Source organism: Aminobacter anthyllidis, from assembly GCF_018555685.1.
GTDB lineage: Bacteria > Pseudomonadota > Alphaproteobacteria > Rhizobiales > Rhizobiaceae > Aminobacter > Aminobacter anthyllidis.
Genome location: NZ_JAFLWW010000003.1, coordinates 40,369 through 54,354, shown reverse-complemented (window position 1 = coordinate 54,354; position 13,986 = coordinate 40,369). Strand labels below are relative to the sequence as shown.

19 protein-coding genes are annotated in these 13,986 nt (G+C 60.3%); 1 reads left to right on the top strand and 18 read right to left on the bottom strand.

Annotated elements, in window-relative coordinates; genetic code table 11:
* Positions 1–212: 212 nt before the first annotated feature.
* The 14 genes from J1C56_RS09890 to J1C56_RS09825 all read right to left on the bottom strand — a co-directional run bounded on the left by J1C56_RS09890 (position 213) and on the right by J1C56_RS09825 (position 9,783).
* On the bottom strand, positions 213–1,010 hold the full coding sequence (locus J1C56_RS09890; protein ID WP_214388498.1) for a lytic transglycosylase domain-containing protein: 798 nt from the start codon (positions 1,008–1,010) through the stop codon (positions 213–215).
* Between the two features lie 3 nt (positions 1,011–1,013).
* Positions 1,014–1,349 (bottom strand): DUF736 domain-containing protein, encoded by a 336-nt coding sequence (locus J1C56_RS09885; RefSeq protein ID WP_214388496.1) that lies wholly within the window; start codon positions 1,347–1,349, stop codon positions 1,014–1,016.
* A gap of 67 nt (positions 1,350–1,416) precedes the next feature.
* Entirely contained in the window at positions 1,417–1,962 is a 546-nt protein-coding gene (locus J1C56_RS09880) for a S26 family signal peptidase (RefSeq protein WP_214388494.1), read from the bottom strand.
* Positions 1,959–2,429 carry a DUF2840 domain-containing protein gene (locus J1C56_RS09875; protein WP_214388492.1) on the bottom strand — a complete coding sequence of 157 codons (471 nt, stop codon included), beginning with the start codon at positions 2,427–2,429 and terminating at the stop codon, positions 1,959–1,961. The genes J1C56_RS09880 and J1C56_RS09875 overlap by 4 nt, the downstream gene beginning before the upstream one ends.
* Positions 2,430–2,640: 211 nt before the next feature.
* Positions 2,641–3,528, bottom strand: coding sequence for a replication initiator protein A (locus J1C56_RS09870; RefSeq protein WP_214388490.1), 888 nt, complete (start codon positions 3,526–3,528; stop codon positions 2,641–2,643).
* A 17-nt stretch (positions 3,529–3,545) separates the two neighbouring features.
* Positions 3,546–3,827 (bottom strand): helix-turn-helix transcriptional regulator, encoded by a 282-nt coding sequence (locus J1C56_RS09865; RefSeq protein ID WP_055977808.1) that lies wholly within the window; start codon positions 3,825–3,827, stop codon positions 3,546–3,548.
* Between the two features lie 152 nt (positions 3,828–3,979).
* Positions 3,980–4,588 (bottom strand): DUF2285 domain-containing protein, encoded by a 609-nt coding sequence (locus J1C56_RS09860; RefSeq protein ID WP_214388481.1) that lies wholly within the window; start codon positions 4,586–4,588, stop codon positions 3,980–3,982.
* Complete coding sequence (locus tag J1C56_RS09855; protein ID WP_214388479.1) at positions 4,542–4,754, bottom strand: transcriptional regulator domain-containing protein; 213 nt, start codon at positions 4,752–4,754, stop codon at positions 4,542–4,544. Before J1C56_RS09855 ends, J1C56_RS09860 begins: the two co-directional genes overlap by 47 nt.
* A 176-nt stretch (positions 4,755–4,930) precedes the next feature.
* Complete coding sequence (locus tag J1C56_RS09850) at positions 4,931–5,956, bottom strand: succinylglutamate desuccinylase/aspartoacylase family protein (RefSeq protein ID WP_214388477.1); 1,026 nt, start codon at positions 5,954–5,956, stop codon at positions 4,931–4,933.
* Position 5,957: 1 nt separating this feature from the next.
* Positions 5,958–6,707, bottom strand: a complete 750-nt coding sequence (locus J1C56_RS09845; protein ID WP_214388475.1) for an amino acid ABC transporter ATP-binding protein — start codon at positions 6,705–6,707, stop codon at positions 5,958–5,960.
* An 88-nt stretch (positions 6,708–6,795) separates the two neighbouring features.
* The gene (locus J1C56_RS09840; protein ID WP_214388473.1) at positions 6,796–7,455 is read right to left on the bottom strand and encodes an amino acid ABC transporter permease; all 660 of its coding nucleotides are present in this window, start codon (positions 7,453–7,455) and stop codon (positions 6,796–6,798) included.
* Complete coding sequence (locus tag J1C56_RS09835) at positions 7,445–8,104, bottom strand: amino acid ABC transporter permease (RefSeq protein ID WP_214388471.1); 660 nt, start codon at positions 8,102–8,104, stop codon at positions 7,445–7,447. Before J1C56_RS09835 ends, J1C56_RS09840 begins: the two co-directional genes overlap by 11 nt.
* Positions 8,101–8,988, bottom strand: coding sequence for a transporter substrate-binding domain-containing protein (locus J1C56_RS09830; RefSeq protein ID WP_214388469.1), 888 nt, complete (start codon positions 8,986–8,988; stop codon positions 8,101–8,103). Before J1C56_RS09830 ends, J1C56_RS09835 begins: the two co-directional genes overlap by 4 nt.
* Positions 8,989–9,099: 111 nt before the next feature.
* Positions 9,100–9,783, bottom strand: a complete 684-nt coding sequence (locus tag J1C56_RS09825; protein WP_214388467.1) for a hypothetical protein — start codon at positions 9,781–9,783, stop codon at positions 9,100–9,102.
* A gap of 135 nt (positions 9,784–9,918) precedes the next feature.
* On the opposite strand from J1C56_RS09825, the gene J1C56_RS09820 reads away from it, so the two are divergent.
* On the top strand, positions 9,919–10,182 hold the full coding sequence (locus J1C56_RS09820; protein ID WP_214388465.1) for a helix-turn-helix domain-containing protein: 264 nt from the start codon (positions 9,919–9,921) through the stop codon (positions 10,180–10,182).
* A 324-nt stretch (positions 10,183–10,506) separates the two neighbouring features.
* Here the strand turns inward: J1C56_RS09820 and J1C56_RS09815 are convergent, their stop codons facing one another.
* From J1C56_RS09815 to J1C56_RS09800, 4 genes are all read right to left on the bottom strand, one after another.
* Positions 10,507–11,637: an AlbA family DNA-binding domain-containing protein gene (locus tag J1C56_RS09815; protein WP_214388463.1), complete on the bottom strand. Its 1,131-nt coding sequence runs from the start codon at positions 11,635–11,637 to the stop codon at positions 10,507–10,509.
* A gap of 53 nt (positions 11,638–11,690) precedes the next feature.
* Positions 11,691–12,440, bottom strand: coding sequence for a DUF4145 domain-containing protein (locus tag J1C56_RS09810; RefSeq protein ID WP_214388461.1), 750 nt, complete (start codon positions 12,438–12,440; stop codon positions 11,691–11,693).
* A gap of 462 nt (positions 12,441–12,902) precedes the next feature.
* Entirely contained in the window at positions 12,903–13,334 is a 432-nt protein-coding gene (locus J1C56_RS09805; protein WP_214388459.1) for an RrF2 family transcriptional regulator, read from the bottom strand.
* A 45-nt stretch (positions 13,335–13,379) separates the two neighbouring features.
* Positions 13,380–13,844, bottom strand: coding sequence for a group III truncated hemoglobin (locus J1C56_RS09800; RefSeq protein ID WP_214388457.1), 465 nt, complete (start codon positions 13,842–13,844; stop codon positions 13,380–13,382).
* Between the last annotated feature and the right edge of the window lie 142 nt (positions 13,845–13,986).

Below are 13,986 nucleotides of genomic sequence, written 5' to 3'. Positions count from 1 at the left end.
GCATGTCCAAACATTGAAAGCATTGGAAAAATTCGGGCTATATGCCCTCGACCGACCGGCATGCACCGGAAAACGCAAGCCATGCCAATGGCTTAACGCGTTTCGGGCAGGCGCTTTTATCTCGCCGTCCTCTGTCGTTTCTCCAGCACTAACGCCGTACCTTCCCCATCGCTGCCGGATGCCCGCCACACACCGCCATCCTGCGACGACAGTCAAAACTGGTCTCCCATGCCGGTGCGCGCGGCGAAGAGGCCGTTTGAGCGCGGCGTGATGGCAACGGCATCGGGCATAACGGAGCGCTCCGCGGCTGCACTATTCTCGCGCTCGGACAGCGTCGGCTCAGTGCCCACGGGGGCTCGAACGAAAAGCGGCGAGCGGCGCCACGGCAGCGCTTCCGGGCCACTAGTTGCCACCGGCGTCGACGCCGGCTCGGTGAGTGAACCGCCATTGATCAGAGGGGAAAGAGTTTCGACATAGGCAAGGGTTTCGGCCGGTAAAGGGTGGCCGGCGAGATAGGCTTCGTAGCGTGTCGGGCCCGCATTATACGCCGCGAGGAAACCCGGCGATCCGAAGCGATCGTGCATCTCATGCAGATAGGCGGTGCCCGCCAGGATGTTGTCGCGCGGCTCGAACGGGTCCTGTCCGAGCGGCCATCGACCGCGTAGCTCCTCCCAGGTACCAGGCATGATCTGCATCAGGCCAAGCGCGCCGGCGCTGGACACGGCGCGCGCGTCGCCTGCACTTTCCTTGCGTATGACGGCGCGTATCCAGGCAGCCGGAACTGCGAAGCGTCGAGAAGCTTCGGCTATGTGGGCGGCATAAGGATCACTAGGCTCCGATTGATGTATTGCATTGGCTTTCGCAATGGACGGGCCGACCGAGCAGGCCGACAAAAGGAGGCCGGAAAGAAGACGAAGCGCGAACCGGCGAACCGGCTGTCGCTGTCCGGCGGCCGATCGGCTGCGCGTTGGGCGCAGCCGAGAAGCGATTGGAACGTTGCGGCAGGGCATCGCTCAAGCCGTCTCGCCGCGGTCGCGTGGACGGCTCCAGTGCAACGACCATGTGGTCGCGTCGTCACTATTCCGGAACAGGCGTGCGCGGATCGGTTCGTGGAAGGTCGGGTCGTCGAGCTGCAACGAAATATACTCCCCGGCCTTCTCGCTGGTGCGTGTCCAGCCTGCGCCGACCTCCGGCCCGTCGTCGGTGCCGCGCAGCACGCGATAGTCGGGTGTGTTGTCACCGTCGCCCGGTTCGACCGGTACGATGGTGAGTTCGAGGTCGAGCGTGAATGTGTGGATGCGGCCCGAGTAGCTGTCTCCTTCGCGCGTGAACAGTCCGATCTGTGGCATGGCTAGCTCCTTTTCTGGTTCGGCGGTGATGGGGGCGGCGGCGAGACGGACGCTGCCGCTGGCGCGCTCACCGCGTTGAAGCGCGCCATTCGAAGCGGCCGTCACCCTCCTCGTCGGTCCAAAGAGGGATGGCGCGGCCAATGATGCGGTCGATGGAAATGGGGCCGAAGTAGCGACCGTCGAGGCTGTCGCGGACCTCCCAGTTCATGAGGAAGATTTCGTCAGCGGGGATGCGCAGGCATCCACTCCAGGCCGGCAGTGTACCGCCCGCGCGATCGTGCTCGAGCGCGGTGCCAGCCTCGATGCCGTCGACTGTGATGAGAACGTTCGAACGGCAGACGGTTTGCCCGGAGACTGCGCGAACGCGCTTCAGGAGCGGAACGCCTTTGGCCAGGTAGTTGCGCGCGGCGAAGAAGATCGCGAGCGGCTCCGGCGCGTCGACGGCGACAAGATCAGTGACTTCGAGCGGACTGTCGAAGTCGATCGAGTAAAGGCCGATCGGTGCACTGGCCGAAACATTCCAGATCAGCCTGATCGGCATCGGTGTGAGCGCCGGATAGCCGACGCCTGTCGCAGCGAGTACCGTCGTCAGGACGGTGCTGAGGCGGCTCATGGCTTCGCCTTCAGGCGCAGAAGGAAGCCGCGATGCTGGTCGAGCGTGTACGCCCGTGGCTCTTGGCTAGCTGTCATTCGGTTGTGGATGTGTCGCCAGTGATCGGGCGATACGGCTTCGGGATCGATACCGAGACGTTCAATCGCATCGATCACCTGAAGCACGCGCTCGACTTTGGGCCAGCTATCGATCTTGAGCAGGATGTCGCCGCCTGGACGGACGAAAGGCAGCGTCTGATAGGCTTCGCCGCGGGCGACCGCACGCACAATGTCGATCCGTGAGATCACTGTGCCGAAGTCATTGGAAGCCCAACGGACAAAGGCGAAGATCGTGCCGGGCTGGAAGGAAAGGATGCGACGGCGGCGATCGATACGTTGTTCGTGCGCTGCCCGACCGAAGCGGATCCAGTGCTCGATCCTCTTTTCGACAAAGGTCAGTTCGACATGGGTGAGGAGTGCTGCGTTCATGACGAGCTCTCCGCAATTATGGGGCAGTCATCCTCATGCCGGCGAAGGCAGGGGTGCGTTAGAAAGATTCTGAAAGAATCTGGGTTAGAGACGTTACGGTGGCCGCAAGGCACTGGAATCCGACGAGGAATCGTCAATTCCGGTCCCCGATAGCACGAAGGTCGGGTCCCCGATGGCACGACAGGGGTGGTCCCCGATAGCACGAGCGTATTCACAGCTTATCCCCGAATCGCGTGGATGGTTTCCGCTCCAGGCGTGGCGAAGTGAAAGCGGCCGGAGTGGTGGTGACGAAGGTGAGGACATCAGGACCGTCAACCTGGTGTTCGATGCCGAGGCGGTAGCCAGGCAGGGGTTGTCGTCGGGCGATGTCGCGCAGGTCATATGCAAAGTGCTTGAGCGGCGAGAGGCTGCCGGACTTATGGTGCAGATGGGCGAAGCCGAACCTCCAGCCGTATTGCTGGTGTCCGCCATGCTTGCGCACGATGCGGTAAAGCCAACGCTCGAGGCCCCCGGTCAGTTCGAAATATGTCCGGTCGATGGTCAGCACGAGCGCGTCATCGAGGACCGCGCGATAGAACCAATCCGGCAGGATCAGTTCGACGCCGACTGGCCGTCCATCGCGGTCGGTCCGCTCTTGCCATTCGTTGAGCCAGGAGAAGCGATGGCGCCGGCCCTCGGCTGGCTGGCGGATGGAGGTCGCGATCGTGGTCGACTGGAGACGATCAAGCGCGGCTTTCAGGCGCTGATAGTCGCGTGAGCTGACGCCGCGCCCGGTAAAGGTTAGGATCTCGTAGGGCGTCGCAGCCATCAGCCGTGATGTCCGTAGTCCGGCATCGCGGGCGTTGACGATCTGGCTGGCGGCCCAGATTAGGATGTCTGCGTCCCAGATCGTCGCCATGCCATGATCCGGTATGGCTTCCACCCTGATCGTTACGCCACCGGCCTTGAAATCGATGGGTGCCGTGCGTCTGGATTTTGCGAGGGAAAAGAATGGATAGGCCATGAGGTCCTGTGCATCGCGAGGAGCGAAGTCGCCGGGGAGCGCATGGAACAGATCAAGCTGTCCGCGCTCTGAAGGTGGGCGAGTCCGCGCCGACAAGGGGAACAGCCGAGCGATCAGCGGGCCAAGCGGTCGGCATGTGCCGCAGGCATAAGGGAATGGCGTTTGGCCGGAAGCACGGTGCCCCGTGGGTCGGAGGTCGAGGTCATGGCTCCGCGATTGGCCCAGGCCTGGAGATCGTCGATGGCATAGACGACCCGGCCGCCGAGCTTGCGATAGTCGGGGCCTGTCCCGTAGGTGCGGTGCTTTTCGAGCGTCCTGGCCGACAGGCTCAGAAACGTAGCCGCTTCCTTGGTGCGCAGAAAGCGTGGCGGCAAGCCGGCGTTTCGACCGTTCATCGGGTCATCTCCATCGCACTTGTGAAAGCCGCTGAGATCGAGCGGCGGACATGGGCTATGATGGAGAAGGGCTCCGGCGTTGTTCAGGTGCGGAATGGATGGAGCCTATTTCGCACGGACAGGCATTGCCACCGGACTTTGGCAACGAGCAGTCAGGCTTCGCGCCGCCGGAACCGCAGGAGCTGGCGGTAGCCGCCGTCAATCATTCTGTGGCCATCGCGAACCAGGCGCAGCGTTGTGTAACGAAATGGCGAATCCTGCCATTCTTCAGCGACAATGAAGCGAGGACCGAACAGGGCGTGGGCTATCTCGAAATGGGAAGCCCCTTCGATTCGGCCGTCGAGAGCGCGAAGCATATGGCCGAGGCGAGTGCGTTGCGATGATGTCAGGCGTTTATCGGGCACGCCGCTTCCCTTGGACGATCTGAGAAATCTATCCAGGGACGACAGTCGTTCGGGCGCCTTGGCGTCGAGAGGTACTATCGCGGCGAGGGGACGCGCGCTATCGGTGCCGTAAAGCAGCGCAATCTGACAGCTATTTGCCGCCGACAGGGTGCGCAGGTGCTCACCTAGCTCATCACGCTTTGAAACCGCCGGCGGCAAAGCGGCGACGACGTCCGCATCGTCTGCCAGCAGCGGCGGCGTGTTGATGAGCAGGACAACACCCGGATCTACCTCGGGTGTCCAGTAAACCGGCTGCTTGGTTGCCGGGCGATCAGGATTTGCTGGAAAATCGAAGCCCCCACTGCGACTGCAGCTCATTCGGGGAGATGGCATTCGGCGTGGGGTTGATTTGCTGCATGTCTGCGAATTCACGCTGATAGGCTGGATTGCGGCGGAGGAATTCCCAGGCGAGGGCATCTGGAGGCACGTTGCTTATGAAATCGTAGGCCTGCGAGCTACGCCACTCAGACGAATCCGGCTTCATGCATCCTCCTGCGATTTGCGGACCATCCGCGTAAAGCAGTGGAAAAGCAGAGAGAATCCCAAAAAACCGGGATTGACCGGAAGTGATTGATGGGCTGCGCGCCTATTCAGGCCGTGTGATGAAGTCGGCGCCCGACCATCACGTTTTCTCTTGAGGCTTTGTCATGTGCTGGCCGCTCACATCGCCCCGACATCGGTCACGAGCTTGAACAGGCAGTCTCCGGGGGCAGCAAGGGCTGGCGCGCGGCGGCAGGCCACGAGGCCTGGCTGAGAAAAGCAGACTTCTTCGGGCGGCTTCTGGGAGCCTTCGACAGGGAAAATCAAGCCTGCGGTTTGACCGGTGTCGACAGAGTCGCCGAGTTCGACAGCAGGTTCGAAGATGCCATGAATGGGGGCATAGGTGAACGCGCCCCTCCCGGCGACCCGCATCAATCGGACAGGCGGTGCCGGTTTGGTTTCGGCATTGGGCAAGACGCCGATGTGCTTGAGGACGCGGTAGATGCCCTGGCTGGCGATGGCCTCGCCTGTCGTTGAGAAGGTACCGCCTCCTCCCAACTCGGTTGTGAGGGTTGGAACGCCAAGAGCCTGGGCAACTGCAGAAAGAGTGGTCGCCCCTCCGCCACCGCTGCCGTCGCTGATGGATCCGATGGGAGCGCCGAAGACCTGCAAGAGTTCCATGAGTCTTGCTGTTTCGGCTCCCGTTTTGCCAACGCGTATCAGGCAGCAGGCAAGATATGACAGGGATCTGCCACCTGAATGCAGGTCAATGACAATGTCGGCCATCGCAAGCAGAACCGAGCTGACATAGTGGGCGATCATCTGGGTTGGAGTGCCGTTCGCCTCGCCTGGGAACAGGCGGTTGAGATTGCCTTCGTCGAGGGGGGAGAGACGTCGCCCCGCAACGACGGCGGGATAGTTGAGCGCAGGCAGAATGAGGATACGACCGCGCACGTCGTGGGGTTCGACCTGCCGAGCCAGCTTGCCCAGTGCCACCTGGCCCTCATACTCATCGCCGTGATTGCCGGCGATCAAAAGTGCGGTCGGCCCGGCGCCGTTCCTGATGCAGGTGATCGGGATCGGAATGACGCCATAGGCGGTCTGGTCAGTCGAGAACGGCAGTCTCAGCCAATCGTGCTGCTTGCCGTCCCGGTCAAAATCAAGAGTTGTCCAGATGCGCGTCTCGCCCGCCGGCGACATCTTCATGTCAATGCAGCAGCGTGTTGAGGAAAGACTGGGCGCGGGGATGACTGGGCGTTGTAAAGAACGTCAGCGGCGAGGCCTGTTCGACAATGCTGCCCTGATCCATGAACACCACCTGGTCGGCAACCTCGCGGGCAAAGCCCATCTCATGGGTGACGCAGATCATGGTCATGCCCTCGTGGGCCAGCCCGGTCATGACGTCGAGCACCTCCTTGACCATTTCGGGATCGAGTGCGGAGGTTGGTTCGTCGAACAGCATCAGGCGCGGGTTCATGCACAGCGCTCGCGCAATCGCCACCCGCTGCTGCTGTCCGCCTGACAGTTGTGCTGGGTATTTGTCGGCCTGTTCGGGAATGCGGACCTTTTCCAGGAAATGCCGCGCCAGGCTTTCGGCTTCGTTGCGCGGCATGGAAAGAACCCTGCGCAGCGCAAGCGTGCAGTTCGACAATACAGACAGATGCGGAAACAGGTTGAAGCTCTGGAACACCATGCCGGTCTGCCGGCGGGCCAGTGCCGTCTCCCTGGCATTGTCGCCCAGGCGGATCGTGCCAAGTGTGACGGTCCCCTGCTGGTAGGCTTCAAGTCCGTTGAGGCAGCGGATCAGCGTTGATTTGCCTGAACCAGAAGGTCCGCAGATCACGACGCGGGATCCGCTTGGGATGGTGAGGTTGACCTCCTTCAACACATGGAAGGCGCCATACCACTTGTTGAGCGAGGCGATCTGGACGGCTGGTTTGTCGTCTGTGTGGGTCATGGAGTATCTCTACATATGCTTGAAGATAGCGAGCTAAGTGTTTGGTTCTGTGAGGACGTGATCAGCCGTTGGGTGAGCAGCCGGCCGCCTACCTCGCTGTCGGCCCAAGCAGCCGGGTTTCGAGCCGTTTGATGGCGTATGAGATGAGGAGTGCGAGACCGAGGAAGATCAGGCCGGCGACCGTCAAAGGCTCGGCATAGCGGTAGGTGTCGGATGCAATGTCGAAGGCACGGCCCAGCATCTCCGGCACGGCAAGCACGGCCAGATAAGGCGTCGCCTTGAGGATCGAGACGAAGTAGTTGCCCATGGGTGCCGCGATGTTGCGCAGCATCTGCGGGGCGATGACAAAGATGGTCATATCCATCCTGCCAAGGCCTAGTGCTCTGGCGGCTTCCGCCTGGCCATTGGGAATGGCATCGATGCCGGCCTTGAACACCTCCGCGAGATAACCGCTGTAATAGAGGCTGAGCCCGATCATGCCTGTGGCAAGCGCACCAAGGCGAATGCCGTAAAAGGGCAGAATGAAATACAGGCAGTAAAGCCAGACCAGCACCGGCGTTGCCCTGATAAAGTCGATCAGGAAGCGGACGAACAGACCGCCCCAGCCACCAGAGCGGCGAACAAGCTCGAAGCCGAAACCGATTGCGGAGGCACCAACGCAGCTGACGGCCGCCACCAGCAACGTCATGCCAATGGCGCCAAGGATCGGTGGCACCGTCGAAAGGGCAAAGGCGAGATCAAACTGCACGATACGCCTCCCTTGCCGGGTTGATGCGCCGTTCCACCCAACGGCCGAAAAGTGCGACCGGATAGCAGACGATGAAATAGGCCAGCAGCAGGGAGGTGTAGATCGGTACCGGATCGTATTCGATCTGCGAGATCTCCTTGGCGCGGAAGGTCATGTCGGTGAGCGTCACCAGCGAGACAAGCGATGTCGCCTTCACCAGCTGGATAAGCTGGTTGATGAAGGTCGGGCTCATCGCCACCAGCGCCTGGGGCAGTTCAATGCGCAACAGGATGGTGGAACGCGACAGTCCAAGCGCGTGGCCAGCCTCTTTCTGGCCACGGTCGAGTGCCTGCAGGCCGGCTCTGACGGCCTGGCTGGCATAACCGCCAATGTTGAGCCCCAGCACCATGGCACTGACCGTCATTGCCGACAGTGCCAGTCCGGCCAGGGGCAGGGCGTAATAGAAGACGAACAGCAGGATGATGACGGCGGAGCTGCGCCAGAACTCGATGATCGACGTCACCACGAACCGCGCCGGGCCCGTGGTCAGGTATTGGGCGACACCAAAGACGAGCCCAAAGGGAATGGCAAAGACCAGGCCATAGAGCGTCACCAATGCGGTGACGCGAAAGCCCTGAAGAATGCCGAGCCAGATCTCGAGGATGGTCATTTGCCGGCACCAGCCGTGCCACAGAGCTTCTCGACGGTGACGGTATCAGGCACGATCTCGGTCTCGCCAAAGCCATATCTGGCCATGACCTTGGTCACCGTTCCATCCTTTGTCAGGGCGACAAGCCTTTCATCCCACAGCGCCCGCAGATCCTGGTCTTCGCTGCGGAACGCGACAGCGGCATAAGTTGCCTGTTCGTCCGTCGTCACGAAGGGTGTCGCGCTCTCCAGTCCCTTCAGCTTGCCGCTGGCAAGCAGCCCAATCGCTGTGGGAGACGACAAGACCGTCACATCGATGCGGCCGGAGCGCAGGGCCGAGATGTTGGCCTCGATGTCGGGGAACAGCAGCATGTTGCTTTCCGGCACGCCGGCTACAGTCGCATTCCTGACTGACACGCTGCCGCGGCCGGCACCCATGATGATCTGCTTGCTGACGATATCGTCGAAGCCATGGATTTGTTTTGGATTGCCAGTGAGCACGATGGCTGCGTCATGGACCTTGAGATCGGGTGCACCGAAGGCAACCTGGAGGCAGCGCTCCGGCGTGATGGAAAGACCGGACGCCACCGCATCGAAGCGGCCGGCCAGCAGACCCGGGATCAGGGCGCCGAATTCGGTGACCCTGATGTCGATCTCCTTGACGCCAAGTTCGGCAAAGGCGGCCCTGAGCAGGTCGGGGTGCCATCCCTTTGCCTCGCCAGTGGCTTCATCGCGAAAACCCCATGGCGTCCGGTTGTGAATGCCGATGACAATCTTGCCCTCGCGCAGGATGCGCTCCTTCGTCGTCTCGGCAAGGGCCGGACCACCTGGCAAGGCGACGATCAAAGCAAGCAAAACGCACCACATGAATGCAAGCCGCAGGCGTACAGAACTTCTGAAGGTCATTTCTCTCTCTCCCATTGTTGTAAAAGGTGCTTGCCCGACCGCCGATCCAGGGCACGTCTGATGCGTGGCCGCGTGGCATCGCCTGCCTCGCCTCCCGATCCTGCTATGCGTTCAGCTTCGCCGTGGATGGCTTTCGCGGGCTATGGTGCCGTCTGACTTGGATGCGCGAAGGCGGTTCGTCTCGCCGTCCAGGCCGCGATCCTCAGTGGGCTGGCGCCGGCTATCCGCCGGCAGCGCGTCCGCGCCGCGGTCACCCAGTGCCTGGAGATCCGCCAGGACTGACTGAATTTGCGGCCAGGGAAAGGCCGATGTGTCGTCCATGTTCTCGCCACCGCCGACGATGATCTTCAGCTTGGCGATCACCCCAGCGAATGATTGGGAGGGTGTGGTGGCAACAGCGTCGAGGATCTCGTCTTCGGCCTCAACGGCTTGTGCCTCGGCTGCTCGGGCTCGTGAGTAGCCGACCTCCTGGTCGATCTCGTCCCAACGTGTCTGGTGATCTGCTGGCTGCGGTGCGCTCTGCTGGTCGTTCTCAGTTCGACCGCTTGCTTCAGAAGCCCTCAGGGCATTCCTGATCCTTATCTCGAGGCGCTGCTGCAGCCGGCACAAAACCACGGCCATGTGGTGTGCTTGTTCCCATTCCTGCAGAAGGACCACGCATGGGTCGATGGGCGCAAGCAAGCGCACAGCATGTACAACATCGCTAACTGCCCCATCGTCATGCACAGCACAGCTCTTCCTTCGTCCCCCTTGGATGACGAAAGGCAAAGCTGTGGTATTGTCGGAATCAGCCATGATCCGAGCTCCAACCAGCTTAGGTTTGGTCAGGCTGTATTCGGTGTTCCTGCACCGGATACAGCCGCAGTTCCTTTGATACCGCGAGAGTGAACTGCAGTCTCAAGTAACAGCTAGGTAGCACACGAGTTTAGATTGATCAATTCGAAATCATATGATGCCAACGAAATCACGGGAGCCCAAATCCGTGCGGCCCGGGCGCTGGTGAATTGGAGCGCAAAAGAGCTTGCGAAGACTGCTGGTATTGGCGTTGCAACTGTGAGTCGAGCGGAAGTTGAAGATGGCACCACATCCCTCACTGCGGCGAACGTGAGGGCCATTCGACAGGCATTGGAAGCCGCCGGCGTTGAGTTCGTTTCTAAAAACGGCGGCGGCGTGGGTGTTCGTTTTAGAACTTAGCGCTGGAACGGTGACTCCTTAACCCCGCTTCGGGTTGGAAGAGTTGGCGCATAGTCTACACTCTCCGGCCACCAGCGCGCTCAAAGCGGTCAGTCAGCAATGCGCCCAATGTCAGCCGTAGATGGCAACTCTGCCGGTGCCTGAAAGCAGACATCGCCTACGACTCGCCCGGTGGGTCGTCATTCCGGACAAAGTGGATAGGCGCTTGACGGGATCGCCTTCCCCACTGGAGGGATGGGCATCGCTGGGCACGGGCGTACTGGCCTTGATGGCACCCTGGTTGAAAACAAGACGCGCTTAGTCCTCGCTCTCGTCTGAGGCCGTCTACATCAACTCATGGAGGTACGACTCACTAACGTTCCTCACCGGACCAGCAACGTCAAACGGGTGTGCGATCAGTAGCGGGTTTGGAATTTCATTGGCCAGGATGCGGACCTGAAGAAGGTAACTACCCGGGCCTGATGGTAGGAATGCCAGATCCTCCTCGGCGCGAATCGTTTGACTTGGCCGTATCGTTCCCAACGTGACGTGCGCCATTGGCTCGCTAGCTCGCTCGTCAATGCTCACGCGCTGATTGGCATGCTCAAAGTTGATGGGCAATCTGGCGATGTGGGCCAAATGGGAGGAGTCTGGTTCGTCAGGCATGCAGTCGGCGCGAAGCAGCGACACGGATTCACCTTCCGGGCAACGGCATGTCACTTCTAGATGCGCGTCTCCGAGGGAGAAATCCGATTGGTTGGCCAGCAATAATCTAGCGAATATTACCCGCCTCCAGCTTGATTGGTAGTAAGCACCCTCTCGCCAGTAGTCTTCGTTGACGCGCAGGCTTGAAGCGAAGAATATGTTGCTTCGATCTGCCACGAGGTCGGGCAAGTCCGTTGGGAAAATTAGGAACTCCCTTTCGAAGATATGTGGCAGGGGCTGGTTCTCCGGCGTCTGGAACGATAGCAAAACCTGGGCTTCACCTCGCGCCAAATTGGCTGCTCCCATCATCGCGATCTCTCGGGGAGACGCGATCCCAGTGGCGCTTCCCCGCCGCACGTAGACCAGGTCCTTAGCCAATTTGCCGTAGTCTTTCTTGAGGTAGAAAGGCCGTTGCTGTTTTGGAATAGAAATCACGGCGATATGTTGGCCATTGAACAACCGTTCCTCGTAACGGAAGACCAGCTTGGTCTCCAACTTCCCATTCACGAACTCTTGAAGACGGGCATCATCGATTGCGCCTTCTGGAGACAGCCCGACCACTTCCGCCGGATGGGGTGGGTTCTCCTTGAAGCCCATCAGGATATAGGCGGTGCGATCCCGATGTGTGTTGGCTAGCGCGAGGATGTCCTTCAACAGCTCCGACTTCTCTTCATCGCTGGCCTTGGCAAACGGATAGCGCTCAGCCTTGTAGTCCAGATCGGAACCTTCGCCCCTATAGTGTAACTCCTCAAGCAACGCGTCGGTGAGCATATGCTTCCTTCCCCCTGATTCCCCAGCTGCCCGAAGACAAATTGCGTGCGCCGTCAGAATCCGCTCTTGCCCTTGTTCTGGATAAGCTTCTGGGCCTTTGCCGCAAGCATGGCTTTCTTTTCGTCAATCAGCTCGCTCAGTGCGTCTTCCAGCAGCTCAAAACAATCCAGAAGCGCCTCTTTGTTGGCCTGCCCCTCATGGCTTCCGTAATTCCCGACATGGCGCAGCGCATCGAGAGCATCTTTGTGCCCCGGCTTCATTTTTTCGAACTCGTCAATGCGTTCGGAAAGGTCGAGTGTGTGAGTCTTCATCTTATTCCCCTTCCCCTTGGTCGGCACCTGAAAATGGTCCATCAGACGCTCTACAAAAATCCGGAGGCGGTTCGCCGCAGCCGCTTTGTCCACCCAGTACAGCTCGAATGCTTTCTTGAGCTGCGCCTCGCATTCATGGGGAAGCTTTTTCGAAACGGGGATGATATGTGGAGCGGGCCGGAGGAAGCCGCAGACCAGCATCGTCTCCCATGACTGCCGTTGGTATTCGTAGTCCTCCTGATGCCAGACAGCACGATTGCCGCCGACGACGACAACCTCACCGCAGGACGGAATCTCGCACTTCATCAGGGCGACGAAGCGCTCCACGGTCCAGTCCGGCTCGGAATCGGGGTGGTTTTGCTCTTCCTTCGAATATTCGGTTTCTTCGCTTCGAGGGAAGTTGGGCATTGTAAGCAGAGTGCCCTTTTCGCAGTGGGGGCACGTCCACTTCGGCAGCGATGAAAAACCCGTATCCCACAACTCCCGATCCATACCATCCGCCCCCTCGCAATCCGGAAAAGACGGTTATCGTGAAACGCGTTTACTCTGCAACGGCTGTCCGCCTCCCATGCACAGCCCGAGGACCATTGGCGCGTACGGCATTCAGGTTCCTTGCGCCGGCCAGCATCAGCAAAGAAGGCTTGCGCCTCTGCATCGAAGTCGCTCGGCAGCACATCGTTCAGCCACGCCTGGGACAGCGACCAGCCAAAGGACTTGCCCTGGCTCTCAGCCTTCTCCGCACCAATCTGGTGGCAAATCACATCTTCCGACCGGAGCGGCCACGCACCAGCCGGTAACGGCTGACGTGCACGACCTTGGCCCGCACCAGCAGTCGATCGTTCCTCACCCCTTATTGCTGGGCGAACTCTTGGCATCGGGCGTACCGCGCCGGTAGCAACGGCGAACACTGGGCTCCGCCAATCACTGGCGCTGCCCATGTCGGCCGGCACGTCGCTAGGCGCGGGATGTGTCGCCCAGGAAATCGGTGGGCTTCAGTGCGATGTCGGCGAGCGTGTATCGATCAAGGATGCTCTGGAACGACGACAGCGCGTCGTGCAGCATGGTGGAAAGTTTGCAGCACCGCGTGATTGTGCACTGGTTCCCGGTAGCGAAGCACTCGACCAGTGCGAAATCCGGCTCTGTCAACCGGATGACGTCGCCGATCCGGATGTCTTCTGGCCGGCGACCGAGTTTCAACCCACCAGACCTGCCGCGAACCGCGACAAGATAGCCTGCGCGGGTCAGCGTGTTGGCCACCTTGTTGAGATGCGTTTTCGACACACCGAAGGCGCGCGCTGTCTCTTTGATGGTGAACAGGTGATCCCCCGCGGATGCCGCGAACATAAGCATTCTGAGCGCGTAGTCGGAAAAATTCGTCAGTCTCATTTCGATCCAACCTTCCGCATGCCTGCTTGCCGGTTGTCCGGCAGGTTACAGGCTTTCGGCCGTGATCGGCTCTATGGTCAAGGTGCTTTCACCGCGATTGTGGGCCAACGCAAGGCGGAAGGAATGCGCGATACGCAAAGCCCGTTCCATGAATAGCGCCGCGATCTCCGGCGGACAGAGATTGTTGACGGTTGCCCGAAACAGACCAAGCCATCGCCGGAAATGCTGTTCGCCCAGGCCAGGAAGGGTCAGGTGTGGTGGTAGCGGGAGGCCGTCGTAACGGCCGGTGCGAAGCATCAAGGATGACCAGAAGTCACACATTGTCGTCAGGTGTGGTGGCCAGTCATGCGGCGCAATCGCCTTGTTGAACAGCGGTCCGAGCAGGACATCGCTCCGGATCTTGGCGTAGAAACCATGAACCACGTCGCGGATTATCTGCTCATCCAGTTGTCCGGGCAGCACGCGACCGTCGATGACGATCGTTGTTTCACGTTTTGTGTCTTCGCTCATGCCGGCTCCCAGCGTCAGCGGGCCCGATGCGGCCCTTTGTCGTCCATTTTTGACGGCTGTGCAGGCTTCACGATGCAGATTAAAACATATATCGTCAATATATGTTTATGTCGCACAGCTGTCGCAGGCGATGAAGGAACCC